A 20776-nucleotide genomic window follows, 5' to 3' on the forward strand; every position below is an offset into this window, starting at 1 on the left:
ATGTCATCGCAAAATCAAAGTCCTGCCTACCCACGCCATGAAAAGAGAGCGCTGTCATGCCCGGCCAGCCCGCCTCGCCAACCCCGCCCCAACGAGCGCAAGCCCTGCAAATCCTGGCTCAGACCGGGATCGGCAAGGCCAACTATGCGCCGCCATTATTCCGGCTGCTATGGCGCTTGCAGGTGAACTGCCCGCCGCCGCACTTCCTGCCGTTCTGGCAGGCCGCTCTGCTATTAGGCATATTTTTTGGCCCAAGCTGGGTTGGATTGATGTGGCTGCTGAGCGGTCTATTGGCGTGGCCGCAACCGAGCGGGCTGATTCTGTCCGTCGCCGGGCTTGTCATCGGCGCGCTTTTTGGCCTGAGCATGGCGCTTTATTACGCATATGGCCGCCGCAAATACCGGCTGCCGGCATGGGAAGCGCTCTCGTCGCCCCTTGCCGCGCACAAGCAAGCATGAGCGGAGCATCCAAAGAAAAACGCCCTGTTCCGGAAGAGGAAAACAGGGCGCTGCGCTGTGAGCGGGAGACTGCGGCAACTGCCGCAGCAAGCCTCAGGATTTTTTCTGCGGCCGCTTCCAGCCCGGCACCGTTATCTGGCGCGCGCGCGCCACGGTCAATTCGCCTGCCGGGGTGTCCTTGCTGATCACCGAGCCGGCGCCGATCGTGGAGTCGCGCTCCAAGCGCACCGGAGCCACCATCAGCGTGCCCGAGCCAACGAAGACGTTGTCGCCGATCTGGGTCTTGAATTTGTTGACGCCGTCGTAGTTGCAGGTGACCGAACCGGCGCCGACGTTGACCTTGCGGCCGATCTCGGCGTCGCCGATATAGCTCAGGTGATTGACCTTGGAGCCATCGCCGATCTTGCTCTTCTTCACTTCGACGAAGTTGCCGATGTGCACGTGTCCGGCCAGCTCCGCGCCCGGACGCAGGCGCGCGTAGGGCCCGATCCGGCATTCCTCGCCCACCGTCGCATCCTCCAGATGCGAAAACGGCGCGATCTTGGAGCCCGCGGCGATCTTCACGTTCTTCAGCACGCAGTTGGCGGCGATCTCGACATTGTCGCCCAGCTCCACCACGCCCTCGAACACGCAGCCGACGTCGATGCTGACATCCATGCCATGTTTGAGCTCGCCGCGGATGTCGATGCGCGCCGGGTCGGCCAGCGTGACGCCGGCTTCCAGCAGCGCGCGCGCCTGGTTGGTTTGCAGAATGCGCTCCAACTCCGAGAGTTGCAGCTTGTTGTTGACGCCGGCGGCTTCCCAGCTGGCGTCGACGCTGGCGCTTTCCACCGCCACGCCGTCGCGCACCGCCAGCGCCAGCACGTCGGTCAGATAATATTCGCCCTGGGCGTTGCCGTTGTTCAGCGCGTTCAGCCATCCCGCCAGGCGGGCATTCGGCAACGCCATCATGCCGGTGTTGATCTCGCGGATATTCAACTGTTCCGGCGTGCAATCCTTGTGTTCGACGATGGCTTTCAGCTTGCCGTCGGCGCCGCGCACCATGCGGCCGTAGCCGCTGGCGTCGGCCAGCACGTCGGTCAGCACCGCCATGCCGTCGCCGGCGGCCTGCTCCAGCCTTTGCAGCGTGGAAACCTTGGTCAGCGGCACATCGCCATACAGCACCAAGGTCTTGCCGTCCGCCGGCAGGTGCGGCAGCGCCATCTTCAGCGCGTGGCCGGTGCCCAGCTGCTCCGCCTGCTCGGCCCATACGATGTCGGCATCCTGGATTCTGGCGCGCACCTGCTCGCCGCCGTGGCCGTACACCACCACCAGGCGGGACGGATTCAAGCCGCGCGCGGTGCGGATCACCCGCGCCAGCATCGGCTCGCCGCCGATCGGATGCAGGACTTTGGGCTGGGAGGAATACATGCGCTTGCCTTTGCCGGCAGCCAGAATGACGATACTCAGACTATCCATGATCTTTTTGCTTCACCAGAACGGAAAAAGGCTGCCACTTGCGTGGCAGCCTAGCACTATACACGATTACGTCTCGCGCAATCAGTGAGCGCGCTTCTTGAGGTAGTCCAGCGTCTTGAGCTCGGCAATCGCCACCGCCAGTGCGGCGTGGGCCTTGGCCGTGCTCAGGTCGTCGGTCGCGCGCTTGAGGGCATCCTCGGCAGCGCGTTTCGCCTCATTGGCGCGGGCCTCATCGAGATCCTCGCCGCGGATCGCCGTATCGGCGAGCACGGTGATCAGGCTCGGCTGCACTTCCATCATGCCGCCGGACACCGCCACCAGTACTTCTTCCTTGGCGCCCGGCACCTTCAGACGAAGCACGCCGGGCTTGATACGGGTCAGGAGCGGCACGTGTTGCGGGTAGACGCCGATCTCGCCTTCGGTAGCCGGCGCGACGACGAATTCCGCCTCGCCGGAGAAGATGAGTTGCTCGGTGCTAACCACTTCCACACGCATCTTGGACATCCGCCCTCTCCTTAGTTAAGGGTCTTGGCTTTCTCGGCAGCTTCGTCGATCGCGCCAACCATGTAGAACGCTTGTTCCGGCAGGTGGTCGTATTCGCCAGCGAGAATGGCCTTGAAGCCCTTGATGGTTTCGCGCAGCGGCACGTATTTGCCCGGGGAACCGGTAAACACTTCGGCCACGTGGAACGGCTGGGACAGGAAGCGCTGGATCTTACGGGCGCGAGCCACGACCAGTTTGTCTTCCTCGGACAGTTCGTCCATACCCAGAATCGCGATGATGTCGCGCAGTTCCTTGTAGCGCTGCAGGGTGGACTGCACGCCGCGGGCAACCGAGTAGTGCTCGTCGCCAACCACCAGCGGATCCAGCTGGCGCGAGGTGGAGTCGAGCGGGTCCACGGCCGGGTAGATACCCAGCGAGGCGATGTCGCGCGACAGTACCACGGTAGCGTCCAAGTGGGCGAAGGTGGTCGCCGGGGACGGGTCGGTCAAGTCATCCGCAGGGACGTATACGGCCTGGATGGAGGTAATGGAACCATCCTTGGTCGAGGTGATGCGTTCTTGCAGACGGCCCATTTCCTCGGCCAGCGTCGGCTGGTAACCCACCGCGGACGGCATACGGCCCAGCAGAGCGGACACTTCGGTACCGGCCAGGGTGTAGCGGTAGATGTTGTCCACGAACAGCAGAACGTCGCGGCCCTTGCCGTTTTCGTCCTTCTCGTCGCGGAAGTGCTCCGCCATGGTCAGGCCGGTCAGGGCCACGCGCAGACGGTTGCCCGGCGGCTCGTTCATCTGACCGTAAACCATCGCCACTTTGTCCAGGACGTTGGAGTCCTTCATTTCGTGGTAGAAGTCGTTGCCTTCACGGGTACGCTCACCCACGCCGGCGAACACCGACAGACCCGAGTGGGCCTTGGCGATGTTGTTGATCAACTCCATCATGTTCACGGTCTTGCCCACACCGGCGCCGCCGAACAGACCCACCTTGCCGCCCTTGGCGAACGGGCACAGCAGGTCGATCACCTTGATGCCGGTTTCCAGGATGTCGGAGGCTGCGGACAGTTCGTCGAACTTCGGCGCCGGCTGGTGGATGGCGCGACGTGCGTCGGTAGCCACCGGGCCAGCTTCGTCAACCGGGTTGCCCAGTACGTCCATGATGCGGCCGAGGGTGGCGGCGCCAACCGGCACCGAAATCGGTGCGCCGGTGTTGGCTACGGCCATGCCACGCTTCAGACCATCGGAGCTACCCATAGCAATGGTACGGACCACGCCGTCGCCCAGCTGTTGCTGAACTTCCAGCGTCAGGTCGGCGTCCACCAGCTTCAGGGCATCATAAACCTTCGGCATGGCGTCGCGCGGAAATTCCACGTCGATCACCGCGCCAATGATTTGTACGATTTTGCCTTGGCTCATTATCGCTTCCTAAAAATAAACTTTGTGTTCCGCAAGTGGGCTACACCGCGGCGGCGCCGGCCACGATTTCCGACAGCTCGGTCGTAATCGCCGCTTGACGCGCCTTGTTGTACACCAGGCGCAGCTGCTTGATGGTGTTGCCCGCGTTGTCGGTGGCGGCTTTCATCGCCACCATCCGCGCGGCCTGCTCGGAAGCCATGTTCTCGGCCAGAGCCTGATACACCACCGATTCCAGATAACGGCGCACCAGGAATTCCATCAGCGTCGGCGCATCCGGCTCGTACAGGTAATCCCACGAGTGCGAATGCTCCACCACCATGTGGTGCGGGGTCAGCGGAAGCAGCTGTTCAAGTGCCGGCTCCTGCTTCATGGTATTCACGAAGCTGGAGTACACGATGTAGACCGCATCCAGTTCGCCTTCGGCGTACTGCTTGAACAGAACCGTAAGCGGGCCAATCAGTTTTTCCATCTTCGGCGTATCGCCGAGATGAACCGCGCTTGCCACCACGTTCAGACGGGCGCGCTGGGCAGCTCCCAGGCCTTTCTGGCCCAAGCAGCAGACGTCGACTTCGACGCCCTCGTCCTGCAGTTCCTTGACCTTGGCGAAGAAGCGCTTGAACGAATTCACGTTCAAGCCGCCGCACAGGCCCTTGTCGGAGGAAACCAGGATGATGCCGGCGCGCTTGATCGTCTCGCGACGGGCAAGCAGCGGGTGACCAAGTTCCGCGTTCGCCTGAGCGAGGTGCGCCATGACTGTGCGCACCTTCTCGGCGTAAGGACGGGCAGCGCGCATACGCTCTTGCGTTTTGCGCATCTTCGAGGTCGACACCATCTGCATAGCGCGGGTGATCTTCTGCGTGTTTTGCACGCTTCGGATCTTGGTGAGAATCTCTTTACCGACTGCCATATCCTGAACCTTTCTCTAGCTACGACGTGAGTCGAAGGCTCAGTTGAAGCTGTAGCCGGCCTTGAACGATTCCATCGCCTTGGCCAGTACCTTCTCGTTGTCGGCAGACAGATCACCGGAGGCGTTCACGGCCTGCAGCACTTCGGCGTGGTTGGCACGCACGTTGGCCAGGAACTCGGCTTCGAAAGCCAGGGCTTTCTTCACCGGAACGTCTTCGTAGCTGCCCTTGTTCACCGCCCACAGGGTCAGCGCCATTTCCGCGGTGGACAGGGTGGAGAACTGTTTCTGCTTCATCAGTTCGGTCACCACTTCACCGTGGGACAGCTGCTTGCGGGTGGCTTCGTCCAGGTCGGAGGCGAACTGCGCGAACGCAGCCAACTCGCGGTACTGGGCCAGAGCCAGACGGATACCACCGCCGAGCTTCTTGATCACCTTGGTCTGAGCGGCGCCGCCCACGCGAGATACCGAGATACCGGCGTTGATGGCCGGACGGATGCCCGCGTTGAACAGGTCGGTTTCCAGGAAGATCTGGCCGTCGGTAATCGAAATCACGTTGGTCGGAACGAACGCGGATACGTCGCCGGCCTGGGTTTCGATGATCGGCAGAGCGGTCAGCGAACCGGTTTTGCCCTTCACGGCGCCGCCAGTCAGCTTTTCCACTTCGTCTTCGTTGATGCGCGCGGCGCGCTCCAGCAGACGGGAGTGGAGATAGAACACGTCGCCCGGATAGGCTTCGCGGCCCGGCGGACGGCGCAGCAGCAGCGAGATCTGACGGTAGGCGACGGCTTGCTTGGACAGGTCGTCGTATACGATCAGCGCGTCTTCGCCGATGTCGCGGAAGTATTCGCCCATCGCGCAGCCGGAGTACGGGGCGATGAACTGCAGGGCTGCGGCTTCGGAAGCGGTGGCGGCCACGATGATGGTGTGACCCATCGCGCCGTGCTCTTCCAGCTTGCGAACCACGTTGGCGATGGAGGAAGCCTTCTGACCTACGGCTACGTAGATGCAGATGACGCCATTGCCCTTCTGGTTGATGATGGCGTCCAGAGCCACGGCGGTCTTGCCGGTCTGACGGTCGCCAATGATCAGCTCACGCTGGCCGCGACCAACCGGAACCATGGAGTCGATGGACTTCAGGCCGGTTTGCATCGGCTGCGATACCGATTGACGCGCGATCACGCCCGGAGCGATCTTTTCGATCGGGGACGATTTCTTGGCGTTGACCGGGCCTTTGCCGTCGATCGGCTGACCCAGGGCGTTGACCACGCGGCCAATCAGCTCCGGACCAACCGGCACTTCCAGAATGCGACCGGTGCACTTGACTTCGTCGCCTTCGGAGATGTGCTCGTACTCGCCCAGAACCACGGCACCGACAGAGTCGCGCTCCAGGTTCATGGCGAGGCCAAAGGTGTTGCCCGGGAATTCGAGCATTTCGCCCTGCATCACATCGGCCAGGCCGTGGATGCGGACGATACCGTCGGTCACGGAGATAACCGTGCCCTTGGTGCGAACTTCAGCGCCTTCAGCCAGATTCTGGATCTTGGCCTTGATCAGATCGCTGATTTCAGAGGGGTTCAACTGCATGATCTCTCCTAATTCTTGAGGCTTACTGCCATTGCCTGCAGTTTGCCGCGCACGGAAGCGTCGATGACATCGTCGCCCACCGACACGCGAACGCCGCCGATCAGGTCGGCGTTCTCACGCACGTCAAGACGCACGGCTTTGCCGTACTTCTTGGAAAGCGTGTTGGTCAGTTCGGCTTTCTGTTCATCGGACAAAGCAAAAGCGGACTCCACCAGGGCGTCCACGATGTTTTCCGATTGCGCCTTCAGCAATTCAAACTGCGCGGCGATTTCAGGCAGCAGCGTCAAACGGGCGTTCTCGATCAGCGCGGCGATGAAGCGTTTCACGTCATCGTTGCCGCGCGTGCCGAGCACATCCAGCATCAGCGCCTCAACCTCTTGTGCGGTATGTTTCGGATTGGTGACGACTTGGGCCAGATCCGGGTTGTTCACCATGGCAGCCAGCCACGACAGCGCGTCCGACCACTGGTCGAGCTTGCCCTGTTCCGTGGCGAGGCTGTATACCGCTTCGGCGTAGGGCCTTGCGACGGTAATGAGTTCTGCCATGAGTTAGTTAAAACTCCGCTTTGATGGAGGCAAGCAGGTCGGCGTGCTTAGCGGCGTCGATCTCCTTGCGCAGGATCTTCTCGGCGCCGGAAACGGCCAGGTCGGCGACATGCGCGCGCAGGGATTCCTTGGCGCGCAGCACTTCCTGGTCGATTTCAGACTTGGCGTCGGCCACGATGCGGGCACCTTCGGTGCGCGCCGCTTCCTTGGCTTCATCCACGATCTGGTTAGCACGCTTCTCGGCGGCAACCACGATCTCGGTAGCCTGCTGCTTCGCCTTGCGGATTTCGTCCGCAACGCGCTTTTCAGCGGCTTCCAGATCCTGCTTGCCGCGTTCCGCGGCGGCCAAGCCATCAGCGATACGCTTGGCCCGCTCATCCATCATGTTGGTAAGCGGAGGCCAAACAAACTTCATGGTGAACCATACCAGGATGGCGAACGTGATCGCCTGGCCCAGTAGTGTTACGTTAAATTCCACGCTTGTTTTCCTCCAGAGTATGACTGCAACAACCGTCTACATATCCGTCGGAAACGGATTAGTGAGCCGCCTTAACGATAGCCAGGGCAGCGGACAGGAACGGGTTGTTGAAGGTGAACAGCATGGCAACACCAACGCCGATCATGGAGATCGCGTCCAGCAGACCGGCGATGATGAACAGCTTGGTTTGCAGAACCGGGATCATTTCCGGCTGGCGAGCGGAGGACTCGAGGAACTTGCCACCCAGAATGGCGAAGCCGATAGCGGTGCCCAGAGCGCCGAGGCCAATGATCAGAGCGGCAGCGATAGCGGTCATCGACTGAATCTGAGAAACGAGTGCTTCCATTGTGTATCTCCTAAGACTTAAAGCAAGGATGGTTGGGTAAAAAGAAGGATGAATCTACGGTAAATCAGTGCGCTTCCACCGCCAGGCTCAGGTACACGATGGTCAGCATCATGAACACGAAGGCCTGCAGGGTGATGATCAGGATGTGGAAAATCGCCCACGGCGCGCCCAGCACCCACTGCAGGCCCCAGGGCAGCAGCGCGATCAGGATGAAGATCAGTTCGCCGGCGTACAGGTTGCCGAACAAACGAAGAGAGAGCGAAATCGGCTTGGCGGCCAGTTCGACCAGCTGGAACGCGAAGTTCAGCGGGGCCAGGATGATGGCGCCGACCGGGTGGGAGCTGTGGAACGGAGCGGTCAGCAGTTCCTTGCCCCAGCCGCCCAGGCCCTTGGCCTTGATCGAGAAGCCGACGATCAGGATCAGCACCGACAGCGACATGGCGAAAGTGGAGTTCACGTCGGCGGACGGCACGACGCGGAAGTACACGTGGTGCGGCTCCAGGCCGAAGAAGGTGTAGCCGATCCACTGCGCGGCCATCGGGAACAGGTCTACCGGGAACAAGTCCATGAAGTTCATCAGGAACACCCAGCAGAAGATGGTCAGCGCCAGCGGGGCGATCATCTTGCTCTTGCCGTGGAACACTTCGCGAACCTGGGTCTGCACCATCTCGACGATCATCTCGACGAACAGCTGCAGGCGGCCCGGCGCTTCGATGCTGGCGCGACGCGCCACCACGGCGAACACGGCGGCGAACAGGAAGCCGAGAACCAGCGAAATGGAGAAGGTGTCTACGTGCAGGCTCCAGAAACCGGCGGAAGGATCCGAATTCCAGAAGGTGAGATGGTGCTTGATGTAATCGGTTGCGTTGCTTGCCATCGCTCTTTTCTCAATTTTTGATTAGAAGCCCGAAGCCGTAGCCGGAGGTGGCGGCAAAGAACCCACCCAAAAATCCAACTACGGACAAATCCTTGAAACTGGCCAAAACCGCACCACTTAACAGTACGGTCAGGCAAAACTTTACCGCCTCGGCCAGAAAATGCGCCTTAATCAGCGCCGCGGGCGCCACGTGACGCTTGGCGTAAGCGATCCTGGCATACACCAGGGCCGGCGCCAGCACCGCCAGACCGCCCAGCAGGGCGGACACGGCGACAGTCACGCTGCCTGCGCTGGCGAGTAGCGCGACGACTACGGCCAGGCCGACCAAACTAGCCTGCAGGCGCAGCACGCGCTTCACTTCCGAATAGATCATGATCGCCAGTGCAAAAAAACCGCTGGATTATAGGCTTTGCGCTTGAGTTGCGTCAACTTTGCTCCAGCAGACTTTTTGCGTTGCAACAAACTCATTTTTTAGGATTTTTTTGCAGTTTCTCCAGCAGGAAATCCAGCTCGTCCAGACTCGCATAATCTATGACCAGCCTGCCGCTGCCGCCGGATGCCTGACGGATGCTGACACGGGCGCCGATAGCCTCGGAAACCTGCTCCTCCAGCCGCGCCACGTCGGGATCTACGCGTTTTTGCTGCGCCGCAACTGTGGTTTTTTGCGCAGCATGCTGTTGTACTCTGCGCTCCACCTCGCGCACGGACATGCCCTTGCGCACCACTTCGTTGGCCAATTCCAGCTGCGAAACCGTCGGCAGGCTCAACAAGGCGCGAGCATGGCCCATCTCCAGCTGGCCCTCGTGCATCATCTGCTGCAAGGGCTGCGGCAGCACCAGCAGGCGCAGCAGATTGGACACCGCGCTGCGCGAGCGGCCCACCGCGTCGGCGGCGGACTCGTGGGTGAGGCCGAACTCGTCGATCAGGCGCTTGATGCCCTGCGCCTCCTCGATCGGGTCCAGCTCCTGGCGCTGGATGTTCTCGATCAGCGCCATCGCCAGCGCCGCCTCGTCCGGCACGCTCTTGATCACCACCGGCACCTCGGAGAGGCCGGCCTTGCGCGACGCGCGCCAGCGGCGCTCGCCGGCGATCAGCTCGTAGTCGCCCAGGCCCAACTCGCGCACGATCAGCGGCTGGATGATGCCCTGGGCGCGGATGGACGCGGCCAGTTCGTCCAGCGCCGCCTCGTTCATGAAGCTGCGGGGCTGGTACTTGCCGGGGCGGATGCTGTCGATGGGAAGGGTGGAAAGTCTGTCGTCCACCGCGTCAACGGTGGACAGGAGCGCGTCGAGTCCGCGCCCCAATCCTTTGAGTTTGGCCATATTGTCAGACGGTGGGAGTTGCGGTTGCGGGTTCGAGGCGCTCGACCAGCTCTTGCGCCAGCGCGAGATAGGCCTGGGCGCCGCGCGAGCTGCGGTCGTAGACCAGGCCCGGCAGGCCGTGGCTGGGCGCCTCGGCCAGGCGCACATTGCGCGGAATCACGGTCTGGAACACTTTCTCGCCGAAATGGCGGGCCAGCTGTTCCGACACCTGTTGCGACAGGTTGTTGCGGGCGTCGAACATGGTGCGCAGCAAGCCCATGATCTCGATCTTGGGATTGACCGCCACCCTCACCTTGCGCAGCGTGGCCACCAGGTCGGACAAGCCTTCCAGCGCGTAGTACTCGCACACCATCGGGATCAGCACGCTGTCGGCGGCCACCAGGCCGTTCAGCGTCAGCAGGTTCAGCGACGGCGGGCTGTCGATCAGCACGTAGTCGTACTGGCCGGCCACTTCGGCCAGCGCGCTCTTCAGCCTCGCCTCGCGCGCCAGCTCGTTGACCAGCTCCAGTTCGGCGCCGCCCAGATCGCGGTTGGCGGGCAGCACGTGGTAGCCGCCGGCCTTGGCGTCCTGGCGCGCCTCCTCGATGGTGGCCTCGCCCAGCAGCACGTCGTAGCCGGACTTCTCCAGCGACTGCTTGGCGATGCCGCTGCCCATGGTGGCGTTGCCCTGCGGGTCCAGATCGACGATCAGCACCCGCCGGCCCAGCTCGGCCAAACCGGCCGCCAGATTGACGACGGTGGTGGTCTTGCCCACCCCGCCCTTCTGGTTGGCCACCGCGATCACGCGTGGATTCATTGCAGCACCATCCTCACCAGATGGCGTTCGGCGTCCAGCCCCGGCACCGTTACCGGCAGCACCTCCGATACCGCCACGCCTTGCGGCAGCAAGGCGATTTCCTCATACGGATACACGCCCTTCATCGCCACGTACTGGCCGCCTTCGGCCACCAGGTGGCGGGTCAGCTTGACGAACTCGGACAGCTCCGAGAACGCGCGGCTGGTGATGCGATCGAACTTCTGCTCCGGCTGGTAGGCCTCGACGCGGTCGGTGACCACCTGCACGTTGGGCAGGCCCAGCTCCAGCACCACCTGGCGCAGAAAGGTGGTTTTCTTGTGGTTGGAATCCAAGAGCGCCACCTGCAGGTCCGGCCGCGCGATGGCGGTCGGGATGCCCGGCATGCCGCCGCCGGAGCCGACGTCCAGCATGCGCGTGCCGCCGGCCAGATGCGGCACCAGGCTCAGGCTGTCCAGCAAATGATAGCTGACCATCCGCTCTTCCTGGCGGATCGCGGTGAGGTTGTAGGTCTGGTTCCATTTGACCAGCAGCGCCAGATAGCGCTCCAGCAGCTCCAGCTGCGGTTCGGTCAAATCCAGCGCCAGTTGCGCCAGCCCCTGTTTCAATTCGGTGGTATGTAGTGTCATGCGGTCTTAGCGTCGGTGAAGCCGCGCTTCAGGTGCACCATCAGCAGGGCGACGGCGGCCGGGGTGATGCCCTGGATGCGCGAAGCCTGGCCCAGCGTCTCCGGACGCTGCTGGTTCAGCTTTTGCTGCACTTCCTTGGACAGGCCCTTGACCAGGCCGTAGTCGATGTCGCCCGGCAGACGGATGTCTTCCAGATTGTCGCGGCGCGCCAGCTCTTCGTTCTGGCGATTGATGTATCCCTGGTATTTGACCTGAATTTCCACCTGCTCGGCAACCTCGTCGGCCAGTTCCGGCGCGCCGTCGGCGGCTTCCGGCACCGCCATCAGCTCGCGGTAGCCCACATTGGGGCGCTTGAGCAGGTCCTGCAGCGTGTACTCGCGCTCGATCGGTTTGCCCAGCACGCTCGCCAGCGCGGCCGGGTCGGCAAGCTTGGACGGATGCAGCCAGGTGGTCTGCAGGCGCGCCTTTTCCGCCTCGACAGCGTCACGCTTGCGGCAGAAAGCATCCCATTGCTCGTCGCCCACCACGCCCAGCTTGCGCCCCATTTCGGTCAGGCGCAGGTCGGCGTTGTCTTCTCTCAACTGGAGACGGAATTCGGCGCGGCTGGTGAACATTCGGTACGGCTCGGACACGCCCTTGGTGATCAGGTCGTCGACCAGCACGCCGAGGTAGGCCTCGTCGCGGCGCGGACACCAGGCATCCTGCTCGCGGGCGTGCAAACCGGCATTCAGGCCGGCCAGCAGGCCCTGGGCGGCGGCTTCTTCATAGCCGGTGGTGCCGTTGATCTGACCGGCGAAGAACAGGCCCTGGATGGCCTTGGTTTCCAGCGAGGCCTTCAGGCCGCGCGGGTCGAAATAATCGTATTCGATCGCGTAGCCGGGGCGCAGGATGTGGGCGTTCTCCATGCCCCGGATCGAGCGCACGGCAGCCAGCTGGATGTCGAACGGCAGGCTGGTGGAGATGCCGTTCGGATAGAATTCATGAGTGGTCAGGCCTTCCGGCTCCAGGAACACCTGATGGCTGTCCTTGTCGGCGAAGCGGTTGATCTTGTCTTCGATCGACGGACAGTAGCGCGGGCCGACGCCTTCGATCACGCCGGTGAACATCGGGCTGCGGTCGAAGCCGCTGCGGATGATGTCGTGGGTGCGCTCGTTGGTGTGGGTGATCCAGCACGGCAGCTGCTTCGGATGCATTTCGCGCTTGCCGCGATAGGAGAACACCGGCTCCGGCGTGTCGCCCGGCTGCTCTTCCATCACCGAGAAATCCACGCTGCGGCCGTCGATGCGCGGCGGGGTGCCGGTCTTGAGCCGGCCCACCGGCAGGTTCAACTCGCGCAGCCGTTCGCCCAGCGTGCTCGCCGCCTGGTCGCCGGCGCGGCCGCCGGTGTAGTTCTCCATGCCGACGTGGATCTTGCCGGACAGGAAGGTGCCGGCGGTCAACACCACGGTCTTGGCGCGGAAGGTGATGCCGATGGCGGTGATGGCGCCGACCACGCGGTCGCCTTCGATCAGCAGGTCGTCCACCGGCTGCTGGAACAGCGTCAGGTTGGGCTGGTTCTCCAGCATCTCGCGGATGGCGGCCTTGTACAGGATGCGGTCGGCCTGGGCGCGGGTGGCGCGCACCGCCGGACCCTTGGACGCGTTCAGCGTGCGGAACTGGATGCCGCCGATGTCGGTGGCCAGCGCCATCGCGCCGCCCAGCGCGTCCACCTCTTTCACCAGATGGCCTTTGCCGATGCCGCCGATCGACGGATTGCACGACATCTGGCCCAGGGTCTCGATGTTGTGCGTCAGGAGGAGCGTGGCGCAGCCCATGCGCGCGGCGGCCAGCGCGGCCTCGGTGCCGGCGTGACCGCCGCCCACCACTATCACGTCGAAGCTTGTCGGATAAATCATGGCTGAAAGAGCAAACCGAACGGAAAAACGGCCTATTTTACGCCAAAACGGTTTGGCTGATAAGTCTTTGATTTCAATAACCCCGCTGCCGTCACCGAAACGTCAAAGACCCTTCACCGCATAGTCATGATATGGACATCGCAACGTCAAACAGCCCCCCTAGCATGTGACGAACCACAACGAGGGGCAAAACATGCTGCTAAATGAACAGCTTGCAAGCAGGACCAAGCCGCGCCTGGCCGTGCGCCTGGCCCAGGGCGCCGAAGATATCCGCCGCGCGCAGAAGCTGCGATTCGAGGTGTTCGCCGGCGAAATGGGCGCCGAGCTGGCATCGGCCGAGCTGGGCATAGACCGCGACGAATACGACGAGCTGTGCGACCACCTGATCGTCGAGGACCACAACACCGGCATGGTGGTGGGCACTTACCGCATGCTGCCCCCGGCAGCCGCCCGCCGCGCGCCCAGCCTGTACTCCGAACACGAGTTCGACCTCTCCCGCCTCTCCAACCTGCGCGACAACCTGATCGAAGTGGGCCGCTCCTGCGTCCACCGCGACTTCCGCTCCGGCGCGGTGATCGCGCTGCTGTGGTCCGGCCTGGCCGATTACGTGCAGCAGCAAGGCGGCGCCTATCTCGCCGGCTGCGCCAGCGTGTCGCTGACCGACGGCGGCCATCAGGCGGTCAGCCTGTACCGCCAGTTGGAAGGCCAATATCTGTCGCCGGCCGAATGGCGGGTGTTTCCCCACTTGCCGCTGCCGCTGGACCGGGTGGTGGACGACAGCGCGCCGGTGCCGCTGCCGCCGCTGATCAAGGGCTACCTGCGCGCCGGCGCCCATGTCTGCGGCGAGCCCGCCTGGGACCCGGACTTCAACTGCGCCGACTTCTTCATGCTGCTGCCGATGAGCCGGCTCAGCGCGCGCCACAACAAGCACTTCATCGGCGCGGCCGCCGCCTGACCCTGCCCGATGCAAGCCGGGCCATCCCCTGCCCGGCTTGCGTCCGCTTCCGCAGCGGCGCTCAGGGCCGCCAGCGCCCGCTGCCTGCATCGAAACGCCAGCCCCGGTCGAGACAGAACGCCTCGACCGCATCGGCGAACGCCACTCGCTCCTCCACGCCTGCCCAAGGCCCCAGGCACACGCAATCGACTGCGCCGCCGCTTCGCAGCGCCACTCTGACGCCGGCGGGCTCATGGCCCCGGTAGTAAAATCCAACGGCAGCCAGCTCCGCGCAATCAACAGTCCGCGCAAGCCAGAGACCCCGCAGATGCAGCCTGCCGGCCGCCTCCCAGATGACCAAGCGGTTTGCGGCGCGCCGCCCGCGGAAAATCATCCATATCGCCAAGCCAATGCCCAGCATGGCGAGACCGGCCCCCATGGCCGGCCACGCTTTCCCCAGCGCGATCAACGCCGCCGCAGCGATCAGCCCGCCGCCCATCGCGCGCGCGCCGTCCCGGACCGCGACACCCTGTGTTTTCTGTTCTTCTCCGCGCTCCACCCATCCCCTTTCGCCAATTTTCTTCAAAAAACCAAAACAAAAAGGAAAATTATTTCACAAAAAAATCAAAATAGACGACAAAAGACCCAAAGGATTGCCAGTGCTACAATCCCGGCATGAACTACAGTTTTGAACCGATAGGCGTCATCCATTCGCCGTATCGCGAGAAATTCGGCATTCCGCGCCAGCCGTCTCTGGTCAGCGCCGCCCGCGTGCGGCTGGAGCTGCTGCCGCCGTACGACCATCCGGACTGCGTGCGCGGCCTGGCTGAGTTTTCGCATGTCTGGATCAGCTTCGTGTTCCACCAGACCATGGACCGGGGTTGGCAGCCGCTGGTGCGGCCGCCGCGACTGGGCGGCAACGCCAAGGTGGGCGTGTTCGCCAGCCGCTCCACCCACCGCCCAAACCCGATGGGTCTGTCGCTGGTGGAGCTGGTTTCGGTGAGCGTCGACAACGGCGTGGCGCTGGAGCTGGCCGGCGCCGACCTGCTGGACGGCACCCCGGTGCTCGATATCAAACCTTATATTCCCTTTGTGGAATCGCGGCCGGACGCGTCGGGCGGCTTCGTCGACGGCCCTCCCCCGCTGCTGCGGGTGGAATGGAGCGAGGCCGCGCGGCGACATCTGGCCGAGGCGGACGCGCCGGCCGGCTTCGCGCAGCTGGTGGAGCAGGTGCTGGCGCAGGACCCGCGCCCGGCCTACCAGGACGATCCGGAGCGGATCTACGGCGTGTCGCTGTATTGCTACAATGTGCGCTTCGGCATCGCCGGCGGCGTCGCGCGCGTGCTTGAAATTCTGCCGGCGGCACAAAACTAATTCGCATCGGCCCGGTCATATCCGGGCAATTCAAACCTACCAGGAAAATAAAACATGACCACTCGCGCGAAGACGATCGTACTCGCCTTCACCATGGTTTCCGTGTTGGCCACCCCGTTTGCCGAGGCCGCGCGCCTGGGCAAGGGCAAGAGCGCAGGCATGCAGCGCTCCGCGCCCACCCGCAGCTACCAGCCGAGCACTCCGGCTCCGCAACCGATGGCCGCGCCCGCGCCGCGCGGCGCAGCCGTGCCGCCGGCTCAGGCTCCGGCCAAGAGCGGCGTGGGCACCGCGCTGGCCGCGGGCGCGGCCGGCGCCGTCGCCGGCGCAGCCATCGGCTACATGGCGGGCTCCTCCGGCAACGACAAGGCCGCCCAACAGGGCCAGCAGCAAAACGCCGCGCCGGCCGACCAACAATCGCAAGCGGCCCATCAGCCCGCGCAGCAGCCTGAAAAGGGCGGCATGCCGTGGGGCATGTTGGCGCTGCTGGGCCTGGTTCTGGTCGGCGGCATGATGTTCTTCCGCCGCAAGGCCGGCAACCCGGCCGCCAACGCGCCGCAGCCGGCCGGCATGCCGCGCGGCATGGTCGACAACCAGGGCCAGTCGAACTTCGACGCCATTCCCAAAATCGGCTCCGGCCTGAACGGCGGCGCGGCCCCGGCCGGCAACGGCTTCGGCGGCGGCTTCAACGCGGCGCCCGCTCCGGCGCGCCTGCCGGACGGCACCGAGACCCCGCACTTCCTGCGCCAGGCCAAGGCCACCTTCCTGCACCTGCAGAGCCTGAACACGCCTGAGAGCCTGGAAGAAGTGCGCAAGTACATGACGCCGGACCTGTTCAGCGCGCTGGCCGGCGACATCGCCGGCAACAGCGGCGTGGCCGACTTCTCGCAGCTGGACTGCCAGCTGTCCGACGCCACCGTCGAGAACGGCGCCTACATCGCCAGCGTCACCTTCAGCGGCAATGTCAGCGAGGAAGTCGGCGCCCCGGCCGTGCCGTTCACCGAAACCTGGCACTACGTGAAGGACGGCGGCACCGGCGGCAAGTGGCTGGTGGCCGGCATTCAGCAGGACTGACGATATTGTGAGCGGCTGTTGTTTTCGCCGCATGCTTAACAATCGTTGACGACGGGCCCTAGGGCCCGTTTTTTATTTCTACGCCCATGCACTAAACTGGAATGCCGATTGCTTCAGCAGCGGACAAGGGCCGAAGAGCCCGCATCTTGGACACGGAGGCAGTATCGCGATGACAGCATTCGAGCACGCCGGCCTGAAAATCGGCAGCCACTTCCAGCCCGTCTACAGCCTGGCGCACCGGCGCAGCATAGGCGTGGAGGCGTTGCTGCGCGCCGAACAAGGCCAGACCGCGCTCTCCCCCGCGGAGGCCTTCTACACCGCGGTGTCGCCCGAGCAGCGCCACCAGCTCGACCTGGCGGTGTGCCGCGCCCACATCCAGCGCTACCTGCAACTGCAGTCCGATCATCCCCGCTGGCTGTTCCTGAATATCGACGCCGCCTCGCTGTCCCGCCCGGACCGCGCGATGGCGCTGGTCAACCACATCCGCCAGGCCGGCCTGGAGCCGCACCAGGTGGTGCTGGAGGTGCTGGAGCACGTGCTGGAGGTGGACGAGGCGCTGATCGAAGGCGTCAACATCCTGAAGAACAACGGCTTCATGATCGCGATCGATGATTTCGGCGTCGGCCACTCCAACCTGGAGCGGGTGTGCCAGCTGGAACCCAGCCTGGTCAAATTCGACCGCCAGCTGCTGCGCAACGCCATCGTCCAGCCGCGCAGCCGCGCCCTGCTGTCCAGGCTGGTGCGGCTGATGCACGAAATCGGTGCGCTGGTGGTGGTGGAGGGCATAGAAACCGAGCGCGACGTGCTGGTGGCGATGGATTCCGGCTGCGATCTGATCCAGGGCTTCTTCATCGCCCGGCCGGCGGAGCTCCCCGACGCCGACGAGCTGATCACCCCCAGGCTGGACGAGCGCTGGGACGAATTGATGGCGCACGCGCTGCTCAAGCGCAAGCTCACCCGCCGCCAGATCGAGCTGGCGCGGCAATGCTTCGTGCAAAGCGCGATTTCGCTGATGCAGAGCACGCCGTTCGACCTGGCGGCCAAGCCGATGCTGTCGCTGCCGGACGTGATCCGCTGCTTCCTGCTGGACAGCGAAGGCCGGCAGATCGGCCGCAACCTGAACAGCCGCCAGTCCGCCTCCAGCACCGACCCGCGCTACAGCCCGCTGGCCGACACCACCGGCGCGGTGTGGTCGCGCCGCAGCTATTTCCAGCATGCGGTGGACCAGCCCGGCGTGCTGTACATGAGCGAGCCCTACCTGTCGATGACCGATCCGCGCTCCTGCGTGACGATGTCGATGGCGATCGAGATCGACGAGAGCCTGCACGTGCTGTGCGCCGACCTGCTGGTGCCGCAGCACGACACCCTCTGACGCCATCCGCGCGGATAAAACAAAAGCGGCCCGAATGGGCCGCTTGCTCATTGCGCGCCGCGCTTACTGCGCCGGCGTCACGTCCTGAATGTACTCGAACAGCGTCACCACCTTCTGTACGCCGGCCGTCTCGCTGACCACGCGCGAAGCCTCGACGCCCTCGCCCTGAGTCACCAGGCCCAGCATGTAGACCACGCCGCGCTCGGTCACCACCTTGATGTTGTTCGGATTCACGCCCTTGCCGTCCAGCAGCCGGGTGCGCACCTTGCTGGTGATCCAGGTGTCGTTGCTGCGCTCGGAGAAGCCGGATACCGGGCCCACCGTGGTGTAGTTGTACACGCGGCGCACATTGGGCAGGCCGCGCACGATCAATTCGGCCTGCTGGCGGGCCTCCTCGCTCGGCACCTCGCCGGTCAGCAGCACCGCGCGGTTGAAGCTGGTGCGGTTGACGTGGGCCGACGGCAGACGGTTGGCGATTTGCTCGCCGGACTTCAGCTCGATCGCCTGATCGTCGACATAGGCGCCGCTGGTGCGGCGGTCCGACGCCACCAGCGCGCCGCCGGCCGCGCCCGCGGCCACCAGGCCGACGCAGCCGCTCAAAACGCTGACCAGTCCCGCGGCCAGCAACAATGCAAATGCGTTGCGCTTCATTTCTTACTCCCCTCCAAGCAGCATGCAATCAATGGCGTCGCACAGCGCGTGGATCAGCAGGATATGCACTTCCTGGATCCGGCAGGTGCGCAGCGACGGCACGTTCAGGTGTATATCTTCCGGCGACAATATTTCAGTGATCTTGCCGCCGTCCTTGCCGGTGAGCGCGATCACGCTCATGCCGCGCTCGTGCGCGGCGTAAACCGCCTCGATCACGTTGGCGGAATTGCCGGATGTAGAGATCGCCAGCAGCAGGTCGTTGGTGTGGCCCAACGCCCTGACCTGCTTGGAAAACACCATGTCGAAATCGTAGTCGTTGCCGATGGCGGTCAGCCCCGAGGTGTCGGTGGCCAGCGAAATCGCCGCCAGGCCCGGACGCTCCTTCTCGAAGCGGCCCACCATCTCGGCGGCGAAATGCTGGGCGTCGGCGGCGGAACCGCCGTTGCCGCAAGCCAGAATCTTGCCCTCGTTCATCAGGCAGGCCACCATCCGCTCGGCGGCCGCCGCCACGCCGGGCGACAGCAGCTCCATCGCCTCCTGCTTGGCGGCGATGCTTTCCAGGAAATGGCCGTTGACCCGGTCAATCAGATCCATTGGGGAATCCCCTTTTCTCAACAGTTACTGCGTGATCACATTCTTCAGCCACTGCGGCTCGGCGCCTCCGACGCTGACCACCGCGTCGAAGCGGCAGGGCGAGTCGATATTGTGGCTGCTTAGATAGACTTCCGCGGCCAGCATCAGTTTCCTTTGCTTGGCCGCGGTGATGCTGTCGGCGGCGCCGCCGAAGCGGCTGCCGCCGCGATGGCGGACCTCTACGAATACCAGCGCGTCGCCGTCGCGCATGATCAGATCCAGCTCGCCGCCGCGGCAATGCCAGTTGCGCGCCACCAGCTTCAGGCCGCGCGCCTGCAGCAAGGCCAGCGCGCGATCCTCGGCGTCCCGGCCGGCCTGGTTCATTGCAGCGCGTTGCCGCCCATGACGCCGGCCGGTAGCTGGCGTTCGAACGCGCGATCCCGTCCCAGCCTCAAATCGCCGGTGACGCCGTCCAGCCTCACCGCCGCGCCCGGACGGCTGACCGCCAGCTGCACCGCCAGCCGATAGGCGTCGATGCCCAGCGCGTACAGCCGCTCGGTCTGCCGCGTCAGCGGCACCGCCGGATGCGGGTAACGCTGCACCGCCGGATGCGCCGGCATCAGGAACCACGGCATGTCGATGAAACGCACGCCGGCCAGCTCAGGCTGGACGCCGCCCACGTTCAGCTGCGAAGTGCCGTACACCGGCACATCCGGCGTCAGCGCCGACTTGAGCTTGGCCGCCTGCGCCACGTCCAACGCCAACGCGACGGCGTCGGCCTGGCCGGCCGCCTGCAGCAGCGGCGTCATGTCGTTGGCGTCGAAAGCCATCTGCCGCGCCGGCTTGCCGGTCACGGCGCGCCATTCATCGGCGAAGGCCTTGCCCAGCCGCTGCGACAGCGCGTCGCCGCCCACCACCAGCAGCGGATTGGCTCGGCCATCGTCGCGCATCAGCCGCGCCAGCTGGCGCGCCTCGCCCTCGACGATCAGCGACAGCGAATACAACTTGGGATTGGCCGCCGCCTGCCGGTCAATCGAATTGAGCGCGATGGTGGGCACCGTCACCGACGGCGCCAGCTTGGCGATGGATTCCCGCGACAGCGGGCCGATCACCACGTTGACGCCGTCCGCCACCGCCGCGCGGTAACGTTCCACCACGTTGTCGCCGGTGGCGTCCACGCTGTAGAGCTCGGCGCTCTGGTCCACCTGGGCCGCCGCCTCGACGCCGCTGCGCACCACCGCCGCCGCTTCGCCCAGCGCCGACGACTCCGTCGGCAGAATCACGCCTATCCTGATCTTGCCGCGCGTGGCCGGCTTGGCCGCCAGCGCGCCGGATGCCGGCGCATCGGCCCGAACCGCAGCCGGCGTCGGCGTCGGCGTCGGCGTCGGCGTCGGCGTCGGCGTCGGCGTCGGCGTCGCCAGCCTAGGCGTCTGGCCCGGCGGCTGCACCAGCGCGCGCATCGGCGCGCCGTTGCTTTGGATGATATAGTCGGGGGTTTGCGCCCCAACCGGCGTCAACCACGTCAGCAAGACGCCAACCAACAACAACGGAGTCAGTCTTTGCATACCTCGTTCGCCCACCTTATCGATGCCGCCA

General features: G+C 64.4%; 24 protein-coding genes. 5 read left to right on the forward strand and 19 right to left on the reverse strand.

All coding sequences use genetic code 11. The annotated features are described in order from the left end of the window. Positions 1 to 56: 56 nt before the first annotated feature. On the forward strand, positions 57 to 458 hold the full coding sequence (locus tag ACX17K_RS04400; protein WP_231160851.1) for a DUF6404 family protein: 402 nt from the start codon (positions 57 to 59) through the stop codon (positions 456 to 458). 93 nt (positions 459 to 551) lie between these two features. Here ACX17K_RS04400 and glmU read toward each other — a convergent pair whose 3' ends face one another. From glmU to mnmG, 14 genes are all read right to left on the reverse strand, one after another. Next, positions 552 to 1916, reverse strand: coding sequence for a bifunctional UDP-N-acetylglucosamine diphosphorylase/glucosamine-1-phosphate N-acetyltransferase GlmU (gene glmU, locus ACX17K_RS04405; protein ID WP_493773856.1), 1365 nt, complete (start codon positions 1914 to 1916; stop codon positions 552 to 554). Positions 1917 to 1997: 81 nt separating this feature from the next. After that, positions 1998 to 2420, reverse strand: coding sequence for a F0F1 ATP synthase subunit epsilon (locus tag ACX17K_RS04410; protein WP_166439586.1), 423 nt, complete (start codon positions 2418 to 2420; stop codon positions 1998 to 2000). 11 nt (positions 2421 to 2431) lie between these two features. Next, positions 2432 to 3829, reverse strand: coding sequence for a F0F1 ATP synthase subunit beta (gene atpD / locus ACX17K_RS04415; protein WP_021474890.1), 1398 nt, complete (start codon positions 3827 to 3829; stop codon positions 2432 to 2434). 40 nt (positions 3830 to 3869) lie between these two features. After that, on the reverse strand, positions 3870 to 4736 hold the full coding sequence (gene atpG / locus ACX17K_RS04420) for a F0F1 ATP synthase subunit gamma (RefSeq protein WP_104945492.1): 867 nt from the start codon (positions 4734 to 4736) through the stop codon (positions 3870 to 3872). Positions 4737 to 4775: 39 nt separating this feature from the next. Further along, complete coding sequence (atpA, locus tag ACX17K_RS04425) at positions 4776 to 6320, reverse strand: F0F1 ATP synthase subunit alpha (protein ID WP_021474888.1); 1545 nt, start codon at positions 6318 to 6320, stop codon at positions 4776 to 4778. A gap of 8 nt (positions 6321 to 6328) precedes the next feature. Further along, on the reverse strand, positions 6329 to 6865 hold the full coding sequence (locus ACX17K_RS04430; RefSeq protein ID WP_346195480.1) for a F0F1 ATP synthase subunit delta: 537 nt from the start codon (positions 6863 to 6865) through the stop codon (positions 6329 to 6331). A gap of 7 nt (positions 6866 to 6872) precedes the next feature. Further along, positions 6873 to 7343, reverse strand: coding sequence for a F0F1 ATP synthase subunit B (locus tag ACX17K_RS04435; RefSeq protein ID WP_021474886.1), 471 nt, complete (start codon positions 7341 to 7343; stop codon positions 6873 to 6875). A 58-nt stretch (positions 7344 to 7401) separates the two neighbouring features. After that, positions 7402 to 7689, reverse strand: coding sequence for a F0F1 ATP synthase subunit C (gene atpE / locus ACX17K_RS04440; protein WP_021474885.1), 288 nt, complete (start codon positions 7687 to 7689; stop codon positions 7402 to 7404). Positions 7690 to 7753: 64 nt separating this feature from the next. Beyond that, on the reverse strand, positions 7754 to 8566 hold the full coding sequence (atpB, locus tag ACX17K_RS04445; RefSeq protein ID WP_021474884.1) for a F0F1 ATP synthase subunit A: 813 nt from the start codon (positions 8564 to 8566) through the stop codon (positions 7754 to 7756). A 10-nt stretch (positions 8567 to 8576) separates the two neighbouring features. Further along, a complete protein-coding gene (locus ACX17K_RS04450; protein WP_021474883.1) occupies positions 8577 to 8939 on the reverse strand; it encodes an ATP synthase subunit I in 363 nt (120 codons plus the stop codon). 91 nt (positions 8940 to 9030) lie between these two features. After that, entirely contained in the window at positions 9031 to 9888 is an 858-nt protein-coding gene (locus ACX17K_RS04455) for a ParB/RepB/Spo0J family partition protein (RefSeq protein WP_493773857.1), read from the reverse strand. Between the two features lie 4 nt (positions 9889 to 9892). Then, positions 9893 to 10684, reverse strand: a complete 792-nt coding sequence (locus ACX17K_RS04460; RefSeq protein ID WP_021474881.1) for a ParA family protein — start codon at positions 10682 to 10684, stop codon at positions 9893 to 9895. Next, the gene (gene rsmG, locus ACX17K_RS04465; RefSeq protein ID WP_231149908.1) at positions 10681 to 11310 is read right to left on the reverse strand and encodes a 16S rRNA (guanine(527)-N(7))-methyltransferase RsmG; all 630 of its coding nucleotides are present in this window, start codon (positions 11308 to 11310) and stop codon (positions 10681 to 10683) included. Before rsmG ends, ACX17K_RS04460 begins: the two co-directional genes overlap by 4 nt. Then, complete coding sequence (gene mnmG / locus ACX17K_RS04470) at positions 11307 to 13205, reverse strand: tRNA uridine-5-carboxymethylaminomethyl(34) synthesis enzyme MnmG (RefSeq protein WP_493773858.1); 1899 nt, start codon at positions 13203 to 13205, stop codon at positions 11307 to 11309. The genes rsmG and mnmG overlap by 4 nt, the downstream gene beginning before the upstream one ends. Before the next feature lie 193 nt (positions 13206 to 13398). On the opposite strand from mnmG, the gene ACX17K_RS04475 reads away from it, so the two are divergent. After that, entirely contained in the window at positions 13399 to 14160 is a 762-nt protein-coding gene (locus ACX17K_RS04475) for a GNAT family N-acetyltransferase (RefSeq protein WP_493773859.1), read from the forward strand. Between the two features lie 61 nt (positions 14161 to 14221). Here the strand turns inward: ACX17K_RS04475 and ACX17K_RS04480 are convergent, their stop codons facing one another. Further along, positions 14222 to 14725 (reverse strand): DUF2244 domain-containing protein, encoded by a 504-nt coding sequence (locus ACX17K_RS04480; RefSeq protein ID WP_493773860.1) that lies wholly within the window; start codon positions 14723 to 14725, stop codon positions 14222 to 14224. 89 nt (positions 14726 to 14814) lie between these two features. Here ACX17K_RS04480 and tsaA point away from each other — a divergent pair, with 89 nt between their 5' ends. From tsaA to ACX17K_RS04495, 3 genes are all read left to right on the forward strand, one after another. After that, entirely contained in the window at positions 14815 to 15513 is a 699-nt protein-coding gene (gene tsaA, locus ACX17K_RS04485; RefSeq protein WP_493773861.1) for a tRNA (N6-threonylcarbamoyladenosine(37)-N6)-methyltransferase TrmO, read from the forward strand. 54 nt (positions 15514 to 15567) lie between these two features. Next, complete coding sequence (locus ACX17K_RS04490; protein ID WP_493773862.1) at positions 15568 to 16584, forward strand: Tim44 domain-containing protein; 1017 nt, start codon at positions 15568 to 15570, stop codon at positions 16582 to 16584. Between the two features lie 169 nt (positions 16585 to 16753). Continuing rightward, on the forward strand, positions 16754 to 17956 hold the full coding sequence (locus ACX17K_RS04495) for a sensor domain-containing phosphodiesterase (RefSeq protein WP_493773863.1): 1203 nt from the start codon (positions 16754 to 16756) through the stop codon (positions 17954 to 17956). Positions 17957 to 18019: 63 nt separating this feature from the next. On the opposite strand, the gene ACX17K_RS04500 is transcribed toward ACX17K_RS04495, so the two are convergent. Genes ACX17K_RS04500 through ACX17K_RS04515 form a run of 4 tightly spaced genes read right to left on the reverse strand, consistent with a single transcriptional unit; the run spans position 18020 to position 20745 of the window. Then, positions 18020 to 18607, reverse strand: coding sequence for a BON domain-containing protein (locus ACX17K_RS04500; protein ID WP_046158529.1), 588 nt, complete (start codon positions 18605 to 18607; stop codon positions 18020 to 18022). Between the two features lie 3 nt (positions 18608 to 18610). Next, the gene (locus ACX17K_RS04505; RefSeq protein ID WP_021475806.1) at positions 18611 to 19201 is read right to left on the reverse strand and encodes a phosphoheptose isomerase; all 591 of its coding nucleotides are present in this window, start codon (positions 19199 to 19201) and stop codon (positions 18611 to 18613) included. 24 nt (positions 19202 to 19225) lie between these two features. Beyond that, positions 19226 to 19564, reverse strand: coding sequence for a YraN family protein (locus tag ACX17K_RS04510; RefSeq protein ID WP_021475807.1), 339 nt, complete (start codon positions 19562 to 19564; stop codon positions 19226 to 19228). Further along, positions 19561 to 20745, reverse strand: a complete 1185-nt coding sequence (locus tag ACX17K_RS04515; protein ID WP_493773864.1) for a penicillin-binding protein activator — start codon at positions 20743 to 20745, stop codon at positions 19561 to 19563. The genes ACX17K_RS04510 and ACX17K_RS04515 overlap by 4 nt, the downstream gene beginning before the upstream one ends. Between the last annotated feature and the right edge of the window lie 31 nt (positions 20746 to 20776).

The organism is Chromobacterium sp. INPA-IVC (assembly GCF_059047085.1).